Origin of the sequence: Paraburkholderia sp. BL25I1N1 (genome assembly GCF_003002025.1) — a bacterium.
Classification (GTDB): Bacteria; Pseudomonadota; Gammaproteobacteria; order Burkholderiales; family Burkholderiaceae; genus Paraburkholderia.
In genome coordinates, this window is record NZ_PVZB01000013.1 from 95,242 (window position 1) to 115,452 (window position 20,211).

Below are 20,211 nucleotides of genomic sequence, written 5' to 3' on the forward strand. Positions count from 1 at the left end.
GGCGAGACTAATGACGCATGCGTTGTTCACGTCGCGAATGTTGTGAATAGTCGTGCAGGTTTGGCAAGAGCGGGGCAGCCTCGCAGGCCTTCGTTTCCAACTTGATCTCTCCGCGCGCGGTCGATACCACGGGACACACACGACGGGCGGCCTGCCACATCGGCGGGCCTTCACGGAGCAAAACCGTCGGAATGTCAGAAACGGTGGGTCATGCCGATGGCAACGAGCGTTTGAGATGCATCAGGCTCCGTCACTGAAATACCCGGCCAGCTCATCGTCGAACTGCCATTGTTCTTGATGTAGCCCGCCCGCGCGTAAAAGCTGGTCCGCTTCGACACATTGTGGTCGACGCCCACCTGGAAGCCGACTGCATTGTCGTGTACGCCGCGCACATCGCGCTCGACAACTGCGAGCTGGACTTCGTCGGCGTCCGTGGCCTGGATCGTCGCACCTAACTCGCCGTAGCTCAGAGCGTGTCCTGCGCCGAGGAGCGCCGCCATCGACCCAGGCGCAGCATCTTTGGGGCGCGCATACGAGTAGTTAAACTGAAGTTTCACTATGCCGATCTGATACGCGAGTGCGCCGCTAAAATGCTCAGTCCCGAGCAGGTTAAGCGAACGTGGCAGACCCGCAATCGTTTCCACGCCGGAATGCTGGTTCAGGTAAGCCACGGCTGCGTAAAGGCCGGCGCCTTGCCAGGTCAGCGCGACATCGATCATATTCCCCGATGTGGTCGGGATCGGCTGCGTAGCCGTCGCCGCGAAACCGTACATTGCATAAAGCTTCGCGCCTGCAACGTTGGGCGATTGATAGAAAATCGTGTTGCTGATCCGTCCCGGCGCATACTGAACCGCGAGCGTACGACGGTCGGAGGCCGCGGCGAGATCGGCCGCCGAAAGCGGCGAGAGTACTTCGTTGCCACGGAACGGATCGGTTGGGTAAACGGCCCAGAAGCTCGGCTGATACTGACGACCGAAGCTAAGCGTGCCGTACTTGTCCTGCTGCAGTCCTATCCATGCCTGGCGATAGAAAAGGGTGGTGGTATCGGCGAAGGATGCACCGTTGTTGATGTTGAAACCGCTTTCCAGGTCGAACACGGCCTTCAACCCGCCGCCCAGATCCTCCTTGCCTCTGAAGCCGACCATCGAACCCGTTGAGTCGCCGCTTCGCTGGGAAACCGAACTCGCTCCCCCCTTGTTCAGGTACTGGACGAACGTGTCTGCCACCCCGTACAACGTCACACTCGACTGCGCGGCGGCGCTGCCCGCCGCGAGCGCCAAGCTGGTGGTGAAAATGCCCTTGCTAATAAAACGCATGCATGTCTCCTCTATGTTTATGCCGCATCGACAGACGCGGGTAAGGCAAAATCAGGTGGGCTTCTCTTGATTGTTGAAGCCGGTCACTTCATTTCAAAATCACCACATCTCATTTTATTAACAGGAATCCTTAGCAAAATGTGCGATCGTTGTCTGGTGAAGGCCGGGTCCTGCACCATCGAATTAACGCGGACTAAGATTGGAAGCGGAAAGGGACGTTTGGATCACGGTGCGCCGCGCGCCGTGACGATTAACGCGTTCCGCACTCGATATCGAAGGTGGTGGCGTTCAGATAGGCGTTTTCGACAATATGCTGGACGAGGCCCGCAAATTCTTCGGGTTTGCCCATGCGTTGCGGAAACAGCAGCTTGCCGACGATCGTCTCGGACACCTTTGGCGGCATGCCTGCCGACATGCCCGATTCGAACAGACCCGGTGCGATAGACAGCACGCGAATGCCGTGCTCGGCAAGATCGCGCGCAACCGGAATCGTCATGCCGATCACGCCGGCCTTGCTTGCGCTGTAGGCCGCCTGTCCCATTTGACCTTGACGCGCCGCGCCCGATGCGGTGTTAATGATTACGCCGCGTTCGCCGTTTTCTTCGGGCTCATTCGCTGTCATCGCGAGCGCCGCATGACGCAGCACGTTGAAGGTGCCGGTGAGGTTCACCGACAGCACGCGGTGCCACAGATCGGACGGGAAAAGCTGTCCTTTGGAGATCGTCTTGGACGGCCCGAGAATGCCTGCGCAATTGACCGCGACGTGCACGGTTCCGTACGTGCGCACGACCGTAGCGATACCTGCCTTGACGCTTTCTTCATTCGCCACGTCGACCGCGACGCCCTTGATATCGGGCCCGAGCGCTTCTCCGAGCTTCGCGCCGTCGAGATCGAAGCCCACTACCTTGGCGCCTGCTGCCGCAAGCGCCTTGCAGGTGGCGAGGCCGAGGCCAGATGCCGCGCCAGTGACGACTACAACCTTGTTCTGCAGATTCATGTTCTTGCCCTGTTGCTGGTTTGATGTCTAAGAGTGAAGCGATCAAGCGCGGACGTCACACCGCGCGCCACTGACCTGCCCAGTACCTGCCGCGAATCTCACGTTTGAGCACCTTGCCGACCGCGCTGCGTGGCAGGTCTTCCCAGAACTCGAAACTCTTCGGCGTTTTCACGCTGCCGAGCTCGCGTTTGCATAACTCGGCAAGTTGTTCTGTGCCGACATGTTCGCCGTTCTTCAGCTGGACAATGGCCTTGACCGCCTCGCCCCATTTCTCGTCCGGCACGCCGATTACCGCGCAATCGAGAACAGCGGGGTGCGAGTTGATCACCGCCTCGATTTCGCCCGGAAAGACGTTGAAGCCGCCGCTGACGATCATGTCCTTCTTGCGATCGACCACGGTGATGAACCCGCGCTTATCCTTGATACCGATGTCGGATGTGTGATGCCAGCCGAACTGCGACACTTGTGCCGTTTCCTCGGGATTCTTGTAGTAGCCGAGCATGACGGTCGTGGAGCGCACGACGATTTCCCCTTTTTCTCCGGGGCCGACGATGTTGCCCGCGTCATCCATGATTTCGACACACGCAAACTGCGCGGCCTTTCCCGCGGATTGCAGCGCGACTTCGTCGAAGGTGCCATCAGTCAGCAGATAGTCGGACGGCCGTTTGACGACTACGGGAAAGCCGCACTCGCTCTGCCCATAGACCTCGTAGATCACCGGCCCGAGGCGGCGGACAGCCTCCTTCATTTTTTCCGGGGCAATAGGCGCTGCGCCGACGGCGAGGCAGCGTAGCGACGAAAGATCGGCGCCCGCCATCGCGGGATCGCTCAACAGTGCGTAGACGACCGTGGGCGGCAGGAACAAATGCGTGATACGTTCTTCAGCGATCGTGCGCAGTACCACCTTGGGGTCGAACGAGGGCAGCACGACGGTGCAGCCATTGCGGATCGCGGCGGCCAGCGTGAGCATGCACGCGGCGTGCGTGAGCGGCGCCACAGCCAGCACGCGCGAGTCCCGATCAATGTTCAGTTCGGAGAAAACCGCAATCAGCCCCATTTCGAGCGAGCGATTGTCGTGCAGCGCACCTTTCGAGGGTCCCGTCGTTCCGCCGGTCGGCTGCAGCAGCGCATGTTGATTGGGGTTTTCCGGCGGCGCGACGAACGGGTCACGATGATTCGGCATCCAGCTGTCGAGCGACTCGCCATGTTCCGACGGCTGGTCAATACAGATGAACCTGCAACCAGCCGCGAGGCCGGCTTTCAGCGCAGGCACGATGTGGGCGTATGCGCTGTGGAAGAAAACCAGCTCGCAATCGGCGAACGACAGCACGGCCGCATTGGTTTCCACCGTATTGCGTGTATGGACCGAAACCCAGGCCATGTCCGCGCGGTTGATCGCCAACTGCAGCAGGCTGACACGGTAGTCGTTCGGTGCGCAGATCGCCGCATGTGCGCCGGGCCTCAGCGAAGGGTCGAGCGTGAGCGCGTGCGCGGCGGCATGGACGAACTTCTGTGCCTCGGCGAACGTGATGCGCGTCGTTCCGTCGACGAATGCCTCGCGGTCCGGATGCCGGGACACAGCCGAATCGAAGTAATCAGCAAGGCGCATATCAGTCTCCTTGAGTCGACGTAGCCGTGCTCGGCGGCTACCTTTTCATTCATGATAGGCGGCGGCAGCGGGGTCTTGCCCGCCGCCAGCTAAGCAGCCTGAAGGAGGCCGCTGCGGTGCGCTCGCCCGTGATGCCCTAGCGCGCCAGAATCGTGATGCAGGCCACCGCTTCCTCGATTCCATACAGGCCGCCGCCGTTTTCCGCGACCGCTATCCGCGCGTTATCCACCTGACGCGGGCCGGCTTCGCCGCGCAGTTGCGTGACGAGCTCATGCACCTGTCCGAGGCCCGTCGCGCCCACCGGGTGTCCTTTTGATTCCAGACCGCCGGACGGGTTGACCGGGATCCGGCCGCCGATTGACGTTTCGCCGCGCTCGGAGATCGGGCCGCCGTCGCCGAAGTCGCAGAAACCGAGATTCTCGATCTGTACGATCTCACCCATTGCGGTCGCGTCATGCACCTCCGCCACCGACACGTCCTTCGGACCGATGCCGGCCAGCTCGTAGGCGCGCCGCGAAGCCTGCACGGTGACGTGCTGCTCGATGTCGTCGGGCGAGCGGTCCGTGCCGCTCTGGACCACCGAAGCCAGCACGCGGACCGCGCGCTTCGGATCGATGTTCAGACGCTTGAGCGCGCCGGCGGTGCATAGGATGGCAGCAGCGGCGCCGTCGGATACCGGCGAGCACATCGGTAGCGTGAACGGGTACGTAATGGGCGGCGCGGCCAGCACTTCTTCCACGGTGTAAGCGACCCGGTATTGCGACAGTGGGTTGTGTACCGAATGACGGTGGTTCTTCGCCGACACGGCGGCGATCTGGCGCTGCGTGGTGCCGAAGCGTTTCATGTGCGCTCGGGAGAATGCCGCGTAGACGTCCATGAACACGCTATAGGGCTTCGGCGACGTCGATCCTGCCGGAATCTCGACGCCTTCGCCAATGCGCAACAACTCCGCGTGAATTTCTTTGGCTCGCGAAACGTCGAGTGCGCTATCGAATACGGAGAACATGCGCTCACGGTCTTCCGAAAACATTTTTTCGGCGCCCACAGCCAGCGCAATGTCGCCGGCGCCCGAGCGGAGATGGTTGACCGCCAGCACGAATGCACTGCTGCCGCTCGCGCATGCATTCTCGACATTCACGACCGGAATGCCGCCGATGCCCATGTCGCGCAGCGCGATTTCGCCACGAATCATGTGCTGGCCGTCCATATGACCTTGCGATGCATTGCCGTAGAACGCCGCTTCCAGGGCGCTCTTTTCGATGCCTGCGTCCTTGAGCGCCGCTTGGGTGGCGTTGCGTACCAACAATTTGATGCTCTGGTCGAGTAGCCTGCCGAACGGCGTCATGCCGACGCCAACCACATAGATATCTTTCATTTCAATTCCCAGGCTGTTTGCGGATAGGCGCATCCAATGCGTCAAATTCTACTTGCGAGTAAAAATATAGTCGATAAGGTAGAAGTCCATGTTTACCCGGCTGTCCGTTCGTTGGCGGCTTGCGCGAGCAACTCGGCGTCATGCTCGCCGACGGCGGGCACTCCGCGCGTCGGTCCGGGATGCACGCCGTCGAATACGAGTGGCTGCGCCACGTGCCAGGCGCGACGGCCGCCGCGTTCGTCGACCTCGCGGAACATGCCGCGGGCGCGAAAGTGCGGGTCATTCACGACTTCGTCGAGGCTGTTCACCGGCCCCCAAGGCACGCCTGCCAGATCGAGCAGCGGCGCCCATTGAGCGCGCGGCTTGCGCCGCAGCGCTTCGGCAATGCGGGCGCGAAGTTCAGCTTCGCGCGGTGCGCGCTCCGCGTTTGTCACGTGCGCGATATCGGTGAGGCCTAGAAGCTCGCATAGGGGAGCCCAGAACCAGTCCTCATGCGCGATCGACAGCGTCAGCAGAAGCTCGTCCTCGCAGCGGAACACGCCGTAAGCAGGCTGGGCATTGATTTCAGCCATGCCGAGGCGTCCGCCGTTCATCGCCGGCGAAAGAAACACGCTCATCCACGATACGAGGCCGTCGGTCATCGACACGTCGACGTACTGGCCGAGGCCGGTGCGGGTACGCTCGAGCAGGGCGGCAAGACAACCGGTGACGGCGAACATCGCCGCGGAGAGGTCGCCGATTGCAAGTTCAGGCGGCGTTTCGATCTGGCCGCTGGCAGCCTGGCGGTGCAACAGGCCTGCGATTGCCTGATAAGACAGATCGTGCGCGGGGCGGTCGCGATACGGGCCGTTCTGGCCGAAACCCGAGATCGACAGATAGACGATGCGCGGATTGAGTTTCGCGACATCGTCGTAGCCGAAGCCGAGGCGGGCCATCGTGCCGGGACGGAAACCTTCCATCAACACGTCTGCGGAAGCGATCAGTTCGCGCAGTGCCGCGCGTCCCGCGTCGGTTTTCAGATCGACGCCGACCGAGCGTTTGCCGCGGTTGAGTGCGGCGTGAAAGTCGGGCAACTGTCGGGCCGGGTCGCCAGCCGGCGGCCGCTCGACCACGATCACGTCGGCGCCCAGATCGGCCATCACGAGCGTGGCGAACGGGCCGGGATACTGTTCAGCAAGGCTGAGGATGCGTACACCCTCCAAAGGCAAACTCATTGGTGTCCCTCTCATGCAAGATGTTTGGTACTGCGATCCAGCGGGTCGCGTGAACGCTGTGCGTGCGCCGCGCTGTCGTCGCGCGTGTCTCGCTGTTGAGACGCTATATTGGCATAGTTTCTACTGGTGAGTTAGTATTGATACGCGATATTAAAATCAAGCCCCGGCATCCAGCGCCGGGCAAGCGAACCGAGACTCTTTCAGGAGGAAGACACCATGCAGGAATTGCCCGTTATCGCCGAGGTACGGCACGGCGCGATGTGGATCACACTGAATCGCCCCGCAGCGATGAATGCGATTACGCCCGACGTGGTCCGGGGAATAGAACAGGCGCTCGACGAAGCCGCGAAACGGGACGACGCGCGCGTGGTCGTGTTGACCGGCGCGGGCCGCGCGTTTTGTGCCGGCGCTGATCTGAAATTTGTACGTGGCGAGCGCGATGGCGACCAGCCGGGCGCAAGCCGCTTCCTCGACGCGCTGCTCGCGCTGCTGAACCGTCTCGAACGTTTCCCCCGGCCGGTGATTGCGGCCGTGAATGGCATGGCGCTCGCGGGCGGCCTTGAACTGGTGCTGTGCTGCGACCTTGTGATCGCGGCGAAGTCGGCGCGCTTTGGCGACGCGCATGCGAATTACGGTCTGCTGCCCGGCGGCGGCGGCTCGGTTCGCCTGCCGCGCAAGATCGGCGTGACGCGTGCGAAATATCTGATGTACACGGGCGAATTCGTCTCAGCCGGGTCGATGGAGTCGGCGGGACTTGTCAATCAGGTCGTCGAGGACGCGCAGCTTGGCGAGGCGGTTGACGCGCTTGCGAAGACGATAGCCGCGAAGAGTCCGCTCGGCTTGAGCCGGATGAAGGCGCTTGTGAACGACGGTCTCGAGCAGCCCGCCGAGGTGGCGCTGCGCCAGGAACTGCTGATGACCGCGCTCCACGAACACAGCGACGACATCCGCGAGGGACTTGCCGCGTTCCAGGAAAAACGTGTGCCTCAGTTCACCGGCCGCTGATTCGCCCCGGTGGCCGCTTGCGCCCGCGTGAGCGGCCACCCGTACTTACTTGATGGAGACCAGATCGGTCACGGAAGTCGATTCGACTCACTACGAGGTGGTGCCGAATCCGCTGGGACGTTATGCGCTAAACCGGCAGTCGCGTGTGCAGCGTAACGCGGACGGCTCTGTCACGCTCGCGTTCGGTCCTGTGCGTCCTGACAGCGTCCCTGAATCGAACTGGTTGCCCACGCAGCCTGATACGAACTACAACCTGATGTTCCGGCTATATGGCCCGGCGGCTGGCGCGGTGGCGGAACAGTATTTCCCGCCCCCACTCGTCGGGCAGCGTTGAGTCGACTTTGGAGGAATCATTCATGCGCAAACTACTTTCGAGTTCATTCCAGTTGTTCGCGGCATTCGCGTTTGCACTGCTTGCGTTGGGCGGGTGCGAAACCGGCCGCGTGCCGGTTGTCACGCAAGCCGCAGGGGCCGGCCCCGCAGCGGCGAGCGGTGCGGTCCGCACGGACGAAGCGCCTGTTATACCGGCCACGCTCATGACCGAGGCTTATGCGCGCATGGTCGCGCGCAATACCTACTTCTGGGCGTGGCCCATGGTCAACGCCTATAACCGCCGTCTTGCATTCACCCGCGCGCCGGCGCCTGGGCTCGTCGGCGGGATCATGCCGATTGCCCCGCTCAACCGTCTTGCGATGCTGACCGGTTACGTCGACCCCGCAGAGCGGCTGGTCGCGTGCCCGAATCAGGACGTCGTGTACGGCGCGGGCGTCGCGGCGCTCGACGAGAGCCCGGTCGTGATCCAGGTGCCGGATTTCGGCAAGCGTTTTTGGGTCTATCAGATTGTCGATCTGCGCACCGATAGCGTCGCGAACCTCGGGTCGATGTACGGCACGAAGCCCGGCTTCTATCTGCTGGCGGGCCCGGACTGGCACGGCGCGGTGCCGGAGGGCATCGCGCAGGTGATTCGCTCGGGCACCCGCACGGCATTTGTCGTGCCGCGCGTTTTTCAGACCGACACGCCGCAGGACAACGCGGCCATCCAGCCGTTGCTGAACCGCATCGACATGTATCCGCTGGCGATGTTTGACGGCGTGTTCAAACAGCACGACTGGAAAAAGTTGCCCGCGTTTCCGATGCCGGCTCACGAGGGTGCCAGTCCCGGCGAAGCGCGTTGGGTGTTTCCGGAGCGCTTCTTCGACGGCTTGCCTGCGGTACTGGCCGACGCCCCACCCATGCCGGGTGAGGAGGCACGCTACTCGGAAGCGCTCGCGGTGATCGCGGCGGCGCGGCGCAATCCGTCGCTGAAGGCCGCGATGATCGACGAAGCGGCGCGCGCGGACAAGGATCTCGTCGACCCCTTGCTTCAGTTCCGCAACTTCGGCATACCGCTCGCACATCACTGGACGACGCAACGCAATGGCGGGCGCTTCGGCACTGATTATTTGACCCGGACCGCTGTTGCGCGCTCCAATATTTTCGTCAACAAGCCGGAAGAGGCGACGTACTTCTATTTGGACCTCGATGCAGCCGGCGAGCGGCTCAATGCGCACAACCGTTATGCGATCACGTTCGCGAAGGGACAGTGGCCGCCGGTGCAGGGCTTCTGGTCGCTGACGCTGTATGACGCATACCACTTCTTCGTGCCGAACCCGCTTGGCCGTTATGCAATCGGTACGCGCAATACGGATCTCAGGCCTAACCCGGATGGCTCGCTGACCGTGTACATTCAGTCCGAGCCGCCTGCCGATCCGGCACAGCGGGCGAACTGGCTGCCAGCGCCACGCGACGGGGATTTTTCTTTGATGATGCGAGCCTATTGGCCCGCAGCGGCGATCACTGCGGGTAACTGGACGCCGCCTGCCGCGCAGCGGATTCAGTGAGCGTGTACGCGTCGTGTCGAGGGAAGGCGCGACGCGTATACAACGGCTCACCGCCGGCACATGCATACGCGCGGTCCAGCGCGTGTACGTCTCGTGGCGGCGTTCGGAACGTCTAGGCTGCTTCGGTGGTGGTCTTGCGCGGACGCGGGCGGGCCTTCGCGGATCCAGCCGCGAGCCCGCGTGACATGAAGTTGACGAACACCTCTGCGATCGCCTCCGGGCCGTAGCCGCCCTCCGGATTGAACCAGTTCGGAATCCAGTTGATCGAGCCCATCAGCCAGGCCACGGCCAGCTTCGGCTCGCAAGGCGCGACGGAACCGTCTTCGATGCCCTCCTGGATGTATTCCCTGATGCGCAGATCGAAAGCACGGCGGCGCTTGCGGACAATTTCCTGGTGCTCCGGCAGCATGTCGTCGAGCGTGGACACGAACGCGTGCGAAATGAAATCCTCTGTCACCAGTACCACAAACCGGCCGATGGTCCGTTCGAGCTTGTCAAGCCCGGTCTTGCCATGCCGACCTTCCTCGAGCGCTACGTCACCCATGTCGAGCGCGAGTTTCTGCGTTTCGAACAGTAGTTCGCGCTTGCCCTTCACGTAGTAGTACAGCGCTGCCTTGGTGACGTTTAGCGCCTCGGCCACTTCGTCGAGCGACGTGTTGTGAAACCCTTTCGCCTTGAACGCCCGGCCGGCCTCGCGGATTAAAGCGGTTTTCTTCAGCTTTTGCAGATCTTCGCGCGAGGGCAGCGCGTCTTTCCACCGCGCGGAAGACTCTTTCGATTTTCGGGTGCCGGTAGATTTGCGCGCAGTCGAGGTCATGGTCAAGATGCCGTCATTTGTTAAATGAATCTTACCATGCGGTCGAACCGGCGGTGATGACGCTGGAACAACTGGAAATGCACTGCGAAGCACCGTACTGTCACCTGCCAAGGCCCGGCCGAAAAAGCAGGAAGGTTTTCAGGTTGACAATGTGACGACGAAGAATAACAATTTACTCACGAGTAGAAAAAATAATCGTCCGCGTAAATAAGCAGCGTGCCCCCAGGCGGCTGCGACGTTGCGGAGCGAGAATTCAGAACGGCGATCGACGCACCCGGAATACGGAGACACCCATGGCAGACAAATCCACAGCATTTCTCACTGAGCAACAGATCATGATTCGCGACTCGGCGCGCCGCATCGCCGCGGAGGTGATCGCACCGACCGCGGCGGAGCGGGACCGCACGTCCGCATGGCCGCACGCCGAACTGAAGCAGTTGGCCGAGCTTGGCTTTCTCGGCATGCTGGTGCCGGAAGAGTACGGTGGGGTGGGGGCGGGCGTCGTCGAATTTTGCCTTGCCCAGTACGAGTTCGCCGGCGCCGATGCGGGGCTCGCCACGATTCTGCACGTGCATAACTTCACGGCGCTGTGCATCTCGATTCACGGCACCGAGGAGCAAAAGCGCCGCTATCTGCCGGCCATGGCGCGCGGCGAGTCGATCGGCGCGTTCCTCCTGAGCGAGCCGCAAGCCGGTTCCGACACCGCCGCGCTGCGCGCCACGGGCCGCCGCGACGGCGACCACTACATTCTCGACGGGGCGAAGCAGTTCATCTCGAACGGCAGCGAAGCCGGCGTTGCGATCGCCTTCGTGTTGACCGACAAGGACGCGGGCAAGCGCGGCGCGAGTACCTTCATCATTGACCCGAAACAGCCGGGCTACACCGTCACTCGCATCGAGAGCAAGCTTGGCCAGCACACGGCGCATACGGCAGCGATTTCACTCGAAGGCTACCGCGTGCCGTGCGAGAACCTGCTGCGCGCCGAAGGCGAAGGCTATCGCCTCGTCATGTCCGGTTTGTCGGACGGGCGCATCGGCATCGCGTTCATCGCGGCCGGCGTTGCACGCGCTGCGCTCGACGCCGCTGTGGCCTATGCGAAGGACCGCGAAGCCTATGGCCGTCCGATCGCGGAACTGCAAGGTGTGAGTTTCGATCTCGCCGATATGGCCGCGCAGGTCGAGATCGCCTATCAGTACGCGCTGCATGCCGCGCGTCTGTGCGGGGAGGGTATCGAATGTTCGAAGGAGGCATCGATCGCCAAGCTGTTCGCGAGCGAGATCGCTGAAAAGGTTTGCTCGGACGCGATCCAGATTCATGGCGGCTACGGCTATCTGACGGACTTCCCAGTCGAGCGCTATAGCCGCGATGTGCGTGTCTGCAAGATCTACGAAGGCACGAGCCATGTCCAGAAGTTGATCATCGCGCGCAGCCTGATGTAAAGCCGGTGCCGAGCCGGGTCAGGTATCGCAGCGTGGCGAGCATTAGACCCGATTGACGTAGTTGTGTCGATCGGGGTCTTTTGCAATGTAATCGGGGCTAAGCGCAATCGTCACGTTTGGCCTTCGCTTCTAACATCCAGTTCACACAACAAGCGCTATAGCGCCGGAAAAGTGACGGAGACACCGATGTACGCAACCCAGTCTTTGCATCGCACGGTGCTGCAATATCCCGAGCGGATCGCCGCGCGCTTGGCGGGGCGCGCGCGATGTTTCCGCGAGTTCGTCCATCGCGTTGCGCAACTCGCCGGCGCGCTACAGCAACTGGGTATGCAGGAAGGCGATCGCGTCGCCATGAATTTCCTTTTAATCGATTTATCGCGGAGCACACCATGAGTCGAGACGTGTATGTAGCCGGCATCGGCATGATTCCGTTCACCAAGCCGGGTGCGAACGAACCTTATCCGCAGATGGCCGCCCGGGCCACAAACGCCGCGCTGGCCGATGCAGGCATCGGCTATGCGCAGGTGCAGCAGTGCTATGTGGGCTACGTGTATGGCGATTCAACCGCAGGTCAGCGCGCGCTCTACAACGTGGGCATGACCGGCGTGCCGGTCATCAACGTGAACAACAACTGTTCGACTGGCTCGACGGCGCTTTATCTCGCACGTCAGGCGGTGGCGAGCGGCGCTGCGGAATGCGTACTCGCGCTCGGCTTCGAGCAGATGAATCCCGGCGCGCTCGGCACGATCTTCAAGGACCGCCCGTCGCCATTCGATCATTTCGACGCGATTTCCGAAGATCTCGTCGGCGCGTCGGACGTGCCGCCGGCCTTGCGCTATTTCGGCGGTGCGGGACTCGCGCACATGAAGCAGTACGGCACGAAGCTCTCGACGTTCGCGAAAATTCGCGCTAAAGCAAGCCGCCACGCGGCTAATAATCCGCTCGCGGTATTCCGCAACGTTGTCACCGAGGACGAGGTAATGGCCTCGCCGATGCTGTGGGAAGGGGTGATGACGCGTCTGATGGCATGCCCGCCGACCAGTGGCGCTGCCGCGGCGATTGTCTGCTCGGAACAGTTCGCGCAGAAGCATGGCCTGAACCGCGAGGTGAAGATCGCCGCGCAGGCAATGACGACCGATTTCGCCGCCACCTTCGAGAACCGCGACATGCGCCTGATCGCAGGTGCCGGCATGACGCAGGCGGCGGCGCGTCAGGTGTACGAGCAGGCGGGTATCGGCCCGCAGGACATTGACGTGGTCGAACTTCACGACTGTTTCGCCCACAACGAGTTGCTCACTTACGAGGCGCTCGGTCTGTGCGCTGAAGGCGAGGCGGAAAAGTTCGTCGTCGATGGCGACAACACGTATGGCGGCAAGTTCGTGACCAACCCGTCGGGCGGGCTGCTGTCGAAGGGGCACCCGCTCGGCGCTACCGGCATTGCGCAATGCGTGGAGCTGGTCCAGCAGCTGCGCGGCACGGCCGAGGCGCGCCAGGTGCCCAACGCGAGGCTCGGGTTGCAACACAACGTCGGGCTGGGCGGCGCGTGCGTCGTGACCTTGTACGAGCGCGTCTGAGCACGCGCTGCCGCTTCGAACAATCTCATCTTGATTCCTCAACAGGAGTAACGTCCGATGGACTTTCGACCGGACACGGGCCTCGACGCCCTTCGCCAGCAGGTCCGCGCGTTCCTGGGTGAGAACTTGCCGGCCGAGCTGGCCGGCTCGCAGCACGGCGTGCGTTCGCCGCGCGCCGATCTGGTGCGCTGGCAGCGCATTCTCAACCAGCACGGTTGGGGCGCGCCCTACTGGGCGGCGGACCATGGCGGCACCGGCTGGACCGCGCAACAGCGCCTGGTTTTCGACGAGGAGTGCGCCGCGGCAGGCGCGCCGACCCAAGATGTGTTTGGCCAACGCCTGCTCGGCCCCGTGCTGAATCACTTCGGCACGGCGGCGCAGAAAGCTGAACATTTGCCGCCGATCTTCAACGGCGACCGTTTGTGGTGCCAGGGATTTTCCGAGCCTGGCTCGGGTTCCGACCTCGCTTCGCTGCGCATGCAGGCCGTACGCGAAGGCGACCACTACGTCGTGAACGGGCAGAAGATCTGGACCAGCTATGCGCATCAGGCGGACTGGATCTTCATGCTGGTGCGCACGGATACATCCGTGAAAAAGCAGTCGGGCATCAGCTTCCTGCTCGCAGATATGAAAACGCCGGGTATCGCCGTACGCCCCATTCTGACGATCGACGGCTGTCATCATCTGAACGAGACGTTCTTCGACAACGTGCGTGTGCCGGTGGTCAACTGTGTCGGAGGCGAGGGCGCGGGGTGGGCCGTCACGAAGTTTCTGCTCAACAACGAACATGCGGCGACGGCCGATCTGCCGACGCTCGTACGCTTTCGGCGGCAATTGCGCAAGCTCGCCACCACGCTGGTGGTGGACGGCAAGCCGCTGATCGAGCGACCTGAATTCGCGCAACGGCTCGCGCGTCTCGAAGCCGAATTGCAAGCCATTGGCATGCTGGTGCAGCGCGTCGCGGCAATGGAGGAAGACCATAGTCCTGGCGCTCACGTCCTGGGCTCGATGCTAAAGATTCGCGGCACCGAACTCCAGCAGCGCATGAGCGAGTTTCTGGTCGAGTCACTGGGCCACTATGGGGCATATGCCTATGCAGAAGCACACGCGCATGGCGGCTCCGGTGCGACGCACGACGCATTGCCGATGCCTGCACCGGGCTTAGGACCGGGTATTGCCAGCGAGATGTTTTTTCGACGTGCGTCGACGATTTACGGCGGCACGAGCGAGGTTCAGCGCGGAATCATTGCCAAGCTGATGTTTCAACTCTGACGCGACAGATCACCATGAACTTCCAGTTGAATTCGGAGCAGCAGATGCTGCAGGACAGCGTACGTCGCTATATCGCGCGTGCGTATGCATTTGACAGGCGCACCGCGCAGGTGAAGGCGGGCCGCGATCATCACGCGCGGAACTGGTCCTCGTTCGCCGAGAACGGCTGGCTTGCCGCGGCGCTGCCGGAAGAGTACGGCGGCCTGGGCGGATCGTTGCTCGATACCGTGTTGATCGCGCAGGAGCTGGGTCGTGGGCTGGTGGTCGATCCCTTCGTCGGCTGCGCGGTGCTGGCGGTGCAGACCTTCGTGGCGGCGGCCACGCCCGCGCAGATGGATGTGCTCTTGCCGCGCATCGCCGAGGGCACGTGTCGTATCGCGCTCGCGTACCAGGAGGCTTCGTCGCGCGGCAATCCGGCGGTCGTCGAGACGCTCGCGAGTCGCGATGCAACCGGCTTCCGGCTAGACGGACAGAAGACGGCCGTGCTGGGTGCGCCCGGTGCAGATCAGTTCATCGTGTCGGCGCGCATCGCGGGCACCGGTGCAAGCGGCGACCACCCGGCGCTCTTCCTCGTCGACGCGGCGATGCAAGGCGTGACGGTGCGCCCGGTGCCGCTGCACGACGGAAGCTGGGCCGCGCAGTTGCAACTCGACGGCGTGCAGGTCGGCCAGCAAGCGGTGCTGGGCGATCCGGGATGCGGTCTGAGCGCGCTCCGCCGCGGCCTGGCTCACGGAACCGCGGCGCTGTGCGCGGAGCTCGTAGGCGCGATGGAAGCCGCGGTCGTCGCAACGGCGGAGTTTCTGAGGGTACGCAAGCAATTCGGCGTACCGATTGGCAGTTTTCAGGCGTTGCAGCACCGGATGGCCGACATGGCCGCCGAGATGGAGCTTGCACGCTCAATGCTGTATGTGCTGCTGGCATCGCTCGAAAACGGCGATGAAGCGACGCGTCAGCACACGGTGTCGGCGGCCAAGGCGCTGATCGGCCGGACGGCGAAGCAGGTATGCGGTCAGGCAATTCAGTTGCACGGCGGGATCGGCATGACCGAGGAATACACGATTGGCCACTATTTCAAACGCGCTGTCGTTGGCGACCTTCTGTACGGAACCAGCGACCAGCACGACGCATATTGCGCGGCCTCGCTGCGCGATGCGTTGAGTTTGTCCACGGAAAACGCATGAAACATTACGAAAGCATCGAAGCGCTCAAGCCGCTTGTCGGGGAATCGATCGGCATAAGCGACTGGCTCGTCATCGATCAGCACCGCATCAATCTGTTCGCGGACTCGACCGGCGATCACCAGTGGATCCACGTCGATGTCGAGCGCGCGCGCAGCGGTCCATTCGGCATGCCGATCGCGCACGGCCTCCTGACGTTGAGCCTGCTGCCCGCATTTCTCGCGACCGCGTTCGAGGTACGTGGCATCGGTTCGGCGCTCAACTATGGCCTCAATAAGGTGCGCTTTGCGGCACCGGTTCCCGTGAACTCGCGCTTGCGCGCACAGTTCAGGCTTGTCGAATGGAACCCGCTGGGAACCACCGGCGCGCAAATCAAGCTCGAAATGATTGTTGAAATCGACGGGCAGAGCAAGCCTGCGTGTGTGGCCGAATCCATCGTGCGCTTCTTCTACTGACCCGCGCGGCTTGTACTTAAGGAGAGGGAGATAATGAGCATTCGCTTTGACGGCAAAGTCGCCATTGTCACAGGAGCAGGTGCGGGCCTTGGGCGCCAACACGCACTCGCTCTTGCCGCGCGCGGCGCAGCGGTGGTGGTTAACGATTTCGGCGCAAATCGGGATGGCACCGGCGGTTCATCGTCGGCGGCGCAAGCAGTCGTGGATGAGATCCGCGCCACGGGTCGCAGCGCGATCGCACACGGTGCCGACGTTGCCGACTATACGCAGGTCGCCGACATGGTTGCGCAGGCGATGGCCACGTTCGGCCGCGTCGATATCTTGATCAACAATGCGGGCATTCTGCGCGACAAGAGTTTCGCGAAGATGGACCTGGCGGAGTTCAAGACGGTGCTCGACGTGCATCTGATGGGCTCGGTGCATTGTACGAAAGCAGTGTGGGACATCATGCGCGAGCAAAAGTACGGCCGTATCGTCATGACGACGTCCGCCGCAGGGCTCTATGGAAACTTCGGCCAGGCGAACTACGGCGCCGCCAAAATGGCGTTGGTCGGGCTGATGAACGTGCTTCATCAGGAAGGCTTGAGGAGCAACATCAGGGTCAACACGATCGCGCCGATCGCGGCAACCCGCATGACCGAGGCATTGTTGCCTGCTGACGCGCTTGACGCCATTCGCCCCGAGCGAGTCACGCCCGGCGTACTGTTCCTGTGCAGCAGCGACGCGCCTTCCAGGGTCGTGCTATCCGCAGGCGGGGGTTCATTTTCAGTTGCGGCAGTCATGGAGACTGCGCCTTGCCATCTGCGCGATGAGGAACTGACGCCGGAGACCATCGCTCGCCGCTTCGACGAAATTGCCGAGTGGAGCAGTGCGCGCGCGTATAGCGAAGCGGGCGAAGAGGTGCAGCGGTTCATCAATAGCGCAGTGGAAGCGTTACGCGGATGAAAGTTTGATGTATCCGGGTGCCGTGGATCGCGCGCAAGGGACGCACGGCAGGAGGTGGCTGCGTTTCTGTGGAAAAAGCGGAAGCGGCTGCCGACACTCGCCGCCGCGAGTTGCCAACGCCGTCAGCTTGCCAAATCGCTGTGCGACGCCAGCGGGGATAAGTCGTCGTGCGCGGCGCGAGCATCATCGTTTATCGTGGCTTCCCGTGCGAGTACAGCAACACCGTCCGCCGCCCGCACTCCCTGTCCCGCAGGCAGCACGAAAATCGGATTGATCTCGGCTTCGACAATACGCCCACCAAGTCTCACGGCCATCCGCGCGAACGCGACGATCGCGGTGACCAGCGCATCAATATCAGCGCGCGGCCGCCCACGAAAACCATCGAGCAGTGGCCAGGTTTTCAGTTCGTGGATCATCTCGAGCGCGTCTGAGCGTGACAGCGGCGCTTTGGCGGAGAGGAGACGCATGGTCGTGTCCTTGAACAATTCTGCCGTGATGCCACCCATGCCGAGCAGCAAGGCCGTGCCCAACGCGTCGCGATGAAGGCCAAGAATCAGTTCTGTTCCGCTCACCATTTCCTGCACGAGAAATGCATCCGCAGATACGCCGGTTGCGGTTTCAACCTCGTCGCGCATGCGGTTCAGGCGCGCTCCGATATTGTCAGTGGTCACACCGACGGCTACACCGCCGACATCGCTCTTGTGTGTGATCTTGTTAGACAGCAGCTTGAGCACGACCTTGCCACCCAGCTCGCGAGCGGCGGTCTCCGCGTCATTTGCGTTCGTGACGATACGTTCGTGCGCCACTGAGACGCCGAAGCGCGCAAACAGCTCTTTCGCCTGCGCTTCGTTAAGCGATCCGGCAGGTAGATCGCTTACGTCGACTTCTGCTGCAGCGTGTTGTTCGTGCGAACTCACAGCACGTTGCATGTACTCGCGATGCTGCCACATTGCAGCCAGCGCGCTCGTTACGCTCTCGGGCGACGGGAACGCCGGCACTGTCTGCTCGTTGAGCATGCGCGTGATCTCCGGCGCGTGCGGACTCACAAACGCCATCACAGGTTTGTCGCTGCCGGGCAGCGAATCGCGAATCGCGCAGGCCATCAGGTCGGGCATTGCGAGACCCGACGATCCAACGATGACCACGACCGCATCGTAAGTCGGACTGTCGAGCAGCGTGCTGATCGCGCCGCGCAGAAGCGCCGGTTGCAGGCCCGCGAGCGTCACATCGATCGGGTTGCGGTCGAGCACCGCATGATCGCCGGTCTGGAGCGCTCGCAGCTTTGCAGCGGTCGCCTCGTCAGGAGGTGGGGTCTCGAAGTTTGCCATACCGAGGCTATCGGCAACGAGCGTGCCGGCGCCGCCAGTCGAGGTCAAAATAGCCACCCGTCGTCCGGCAAGCTTGCGGTGCGCAGCGAGTGCATGAGGAATATCGAGCAGATCGGAAAACGTCTGCGCACGAATGACGCCGACCTGCTTGAACAGCGCATCGTACATGCGGTCGGAGCCCGCCAGCGCGCCCGTATGCGAGACCGCCGAACGCGCGCCTGACTCCGAACGCCCGATCTTGAAGACCACGACCGGCTTGCCTGCTGCCGCCGCCCGTAACGCCGCACGCCGAAATCGGTCCGGGTGACGGAGCCCTTCCATGTAAAGCGCAATGACAGAAGTCGAATCATCGTCGACCAGATAGTCGACGAAGTCTGCCATGTCGAGGTCGGCCTCATTACTCGTCGAGATGAGCTTCGACAAGCCGATGCCGCGTGCCGCCGCCCGTGAAAGCAGCGAGCCGAGAATCCCGCCGCTTTGCGATACCACGCCAATTCCACCGACTGTGAACGCGTCCGTTTCGAGCGCACCGCTTGCCGACAGCGTGATGCGATCGGTCAGGTTCACGAGCCCGATCGTGTTCGGTCCGAGCAGACGCATGGAGCCTGCTGCTTCGATCAATTGCGCCTGACGCCTGGCGCCTTCCTCGCCGATCTCCGCATAACCACTCGCCAGCACAATGGCAGCGCTCGTACCACGGCTCGCCAGATCCCTGACAGCGACGTGAGCGCGTTCGGCACCGAGCAGCACGATACCGACATCGGGCGCGCACGGCAGTGAGGCGACATCGGGATAGCAGGGCAGGCCATCGATCGACTCGTAACGCGGGTTGACCGGGTAGATGTCGCCGCCGAAGCCGTGCTTCCGGAGGTACGCGATCGGGCGGCCTGAGGTCTTGGCGGCGTCCGCTGACGCGCCGATCACCGCAACGCTTGCAGGGCGCATCAATTTTGCAATTGCATTCATGTGGGTCTTCTCCTGCGTGCTCAGTTCGTCTTGTTCAGAAACGCGAGCACCGAGTCACGATGCTCGCGGCTCGTGTAGCAGACGGCCTGTGCCTGGCTGCCCTGCGCAAACACCTGATGCGCGGACAGTTCATAGCTCTGGTTGAGAATGGTTTTGCCGAGGGCGAGCGCAGTGGCCGAGCCCTGGCTCAATTCAGCGGCCCAGGCGCGTGCATCGGCAATGAGCGAGTCCGGCGCGCTCAGGCGATCCGCGATGCCGATTTCCAATGCTTCGTTCGCCTCGACCTTACGCCCGCTGAAGATCAGTTCCTTCGCCCGTGCGAGGCCGACGCGTCGCGGCAGGAAGTACATGCCGCCGCCGTCGGCGATCAGACCGCGCTTGATGTAGCTCCACGCGAAGCTCGCTTCCTGCGACGCGATGATGAAGTCACATGAGAGCGCCATATCGGCGCCGAGGCCCGCCGCCGCCCCGTTGACCGCGGCGATGGTTGGTTTGGGTATCGAGTAGAGCAGATTGACCGTGTGATGCACGAGTTGCTGGCGGGACCATCCATTGAACGCGACCTCGCCGGCGGGTGCTTCCATGCGTTGCGCCATGCCGCTAACGTCGCCGCCGGCGCAAAATCCCTTGCCGTTGCCGGTCAACACGACGGCGCGCACCTCGCGGTCGCGCGAAACGGTGTCCAGCGCGCCGATCAGTTCGGCGCGCATTTCGTTGGTAATGGCGTTACGTTTTTCAGGTCGATTCAGCGCGATCGTAGCGATCTGCGATTCGATAGTGACTTGAATGGTGGATGTGCTCATGCGCGTCTCGATGGTTGAATTGGAGTCGGCCGACTGGG

General features: G+C 62.5%; 18 protein-coding genes. 10 read left to right on the forward strand and 8 right to left on the reverse strand.

Going from position 1 to position 20,211, the window contains the following annotated elements; genetic code table 11:
- Positions 1 to 194 precede the first annotated feature (194 nt).
- The 5 genes from B0G73_RS20390 to B0G73_RS20410 form a co-directional block, all read right to left on the reverse strand.
- Entirely contained in the window at positions 195 to 1,316 is a 1,122-nt protein-coding gene (locus B0G73_RS20390; protein WP_106283088.1) for a porin, read from the reverse strand.
- Between the two features lie 250 nt (positions 1,317 to 1,566).
- Positions 1,567 to 2,313 carry an SDR family NAD(P)-dependent oxidoreductase gene (locus tag B0G73_RS20395; RefSeq protein ID WP_106283089.1) on the reverse strand — a complete coding sequence of 249 codons (747 nt, stop codon included), beginning with the start codon at positions 2,311 to 2,313 and terminating at the stop codon, positions 1,567 to 1,569.
- Positions 2,314 to 2,368: 55 nt separating this feature from the next.
- Complete coding sequence (locus tag B0G73_RS20400) at positions 2,369 to 3,922, reverse strand: class I adenylate-forming enzyme family protein (protein ID WP_106283090.1); 1,554 nt, start codon at positions 3,920 to 3,922, stop codon at positions 2,369 to 2,371.
- A gap of 136 nt (positions 3,923 to 4,058) precedes the next feature.
- Positions 4,059 to 5,297, reverse strand: a complete 1,239-nt coding sequence (locus tag B0G73_RS20405; protein WP_106283091.1) for a thiolase family protein — start codon at positions 5,295 to 5,297, stop codon at positions 4,059 to 4,061.
- Between the two features lie 92 nt (positions 5,298 to 5,389).
- Complete coding sequence (locus tag B0G73_RS20410; protein ID WP_106283092.1) at positions 5,390 to 6,511, reverse strand: CaiB/BaiF CoA-transferase family protein; 1,122 nt, start codon at positions 6,509 to 6,511, stop codon at positions 5,390 to 5,392.
- Between the two features lie 216 nt (positions 6,512 to 6,727).
- Here B0G73_RS20410 and B0G73_RS20415 point away from each other — a divergent pair, with 216 nt between their 5' ends.
- From B0G73_RS20415 to B0G73_RS20425, 3 genes are read left to right on the forward strand one after another with little or no spacing between them, the layout of a single operon-like run.
- Positions 6,728 to 7,516: an enoyl-CoA hydratase/isomerase family protein gene (locus B0G73_RS20415; RefSeq protein WP_106283093.1), complete on the forward strand. Its 789-nt coding sequence runs from the start codon at positions 6,728 to 6,730 to the stop codon at positions 7,514 to 7,516.
- 52 nt (positions 7,517 to 7,568) lie between these two features.
- Positions 7,569 to 7,850 carry a DUF1214 domain-containing protein gene (locus tag B0G73_RS20420; protein WP_106283094.1) on the forward strand — a complete coding sequence of 94 codons (282 nt, stop codon included), beginning with the start codon at positions 7,569 to 7,571 and terminating at the stop codon, positions 7,848 to 7,850.
- A gap of 22 nt (positions 7,851 to 7,872) precedes the next feature.
- Entirely contained in the window at positions 7,873 to 9,396 is a 1,524-nt protein-coding gene (locus B0G73_RS20425; RefSeq protein WP_181196604.1) for a DUF1254 domain-containing protein, read from the forward strand.
- A 112-nt stretch (positions 9,397 to 9,508) separates the two neighbouring features.
- Here the strand turns inward: B0G73_RS20425 and B0G73_RS20430 are convergent, their stop codons facing one another.
- Positions 9,509 to 10,213, reverse strand: coding sequence for a TetR/AcrR family transcriptional regulator (locus tag B0G73_RS20430; protein WP_106283096.1), 705 nt, complete (start codon positions 10,211 to 10,213; stop codon positions 9,509 to 9,511).
- 293 nt (positions 10,214 to 10,506) lie between these two features.
- Here B0G73_RS20430 and B0G73_RS20435 point away from each other — a divergent pair, with 293 nt between their 5' ends.
- From B0G73_RS20435 to B0G73_RS20465, 7 genes are all read left to right on the forward strand, one after another.
- The gene (locus tag B0G73_RS20435) at positions 10,507 to 11,652 is read left to right on the forward strand and encodes an acyl-CoA dehydrogenase family protein (protein ID WP_106283097.1); all 1,146 of its coding nucleotides are present in this window, start codon (positions 10,507 to 10,509) and stop codon (positions 11,650 to 11,652) included.
- A gap of 186 nt (positions 11,653 to 11,838) precedes the next feature.
- Positions 11,839 to 12,045, forward strand: coding sequence for an AMP-binding protein (locus tag B0G73_RS20440; protein WP_106283098.1), 207 nt, complete (start codon positions 11,839 to 11,841; stop codon positions 12,043 to 12,045).
- Positions 12,042 to 13,226 (forward strand): lipid-transfer protein, encoded by a 1,185-nt coding sequence (locus B0G73_RS20445; protein WP_106283099.1) that lies wholly within the window; start codon positions 12,042 to 12,044, stop codon positions 13,224 to 13,226. Before B0G73_RS20440 ends, B0G73_RS20445 begins: the two co-directional genes overlap by 4 nt.
- 57 nt (positions 13,227 to 13,283) lie before the next feature.
- A complete protein-coding gene (locus tag B0G73_RS20450; RefSeq protein ID WP_106283100.1) occupies positions 13,284 to 14,498 on the forward strand; it encodes an acyl-CoA dehydrogenase family protein in 1,215 nt (404 codons plus the stop codon).
- A 14-nt stretch (positions 14,499 to 14,512) separates the two neighbouring features.
- Entirely contained in the window at positions 14,513 to 15,679 is a 1,167-nt protein-coding gene (locus B0G73_RS20455; protein ID WP_106283101.1) for an acyl-CoA dehydrogenase family protein, read from the forward strand.
- Entirely contained in the window at positions 15,676 to 16,131 is a 456-nt protein-coding gene (locus B0G73_RS20460) for a MaoC family dehydratase (RefSeq protein WP_106283102.1), read from the forward strand. Before B0G73_RS20455 ends, B0G73_RS20460 begins: the two co-directional genes overlap by 4 nt.
- A gap of 33 nt (positions 16,132 to 16,164) precedes the next feature.
- A complete protein-coding gene (locus tag B0G73_RS20465) occupies positions 16,165 to 17,076 on the forward strand; it encodes an SDR family NAD(P)-dependent oxidoreductase (RefSeq protein ID WP_106283103.1) in 912 nt (303 codons plus the stop codon).
- Between the two features lie 122 nt (positions 17,077 to 17,198).
- Here the strand turns inward: B0G73_RS20465 and B0G73_RS20470 are convergent, their stop codons facing one another.
- Positions 17,199 to 19,370: an acetate--CoA ligase family protein gene (locus B0G73_RS20470; RefSeq protein ID WP_258193387.1), complete on the reverse strand. Its 2,172-nt coding sequence runs from the start codon at positions 19,368 to 19,370 to the stop codon at positions 17,199 to 17,201.
- Between the two features lie 20 nt (positions 19,371 to 19,390).
- Positions 19,391 to 20,173 carry an enoyl-CoA hydratase/isomerase family protein gene (locus B0G73_RS20475; protein WP_106283104.1) on the reverse strand — a complete coding sequence of 261 codons (783 nt, stop codon included), beginning with the start codon at positions 20,171 to 20,173 and terminating at the stop codon, positions 19,391 to 19,393.
- Positions 20,174 to 20,211 lie beyond the last annotated feature (38 nt).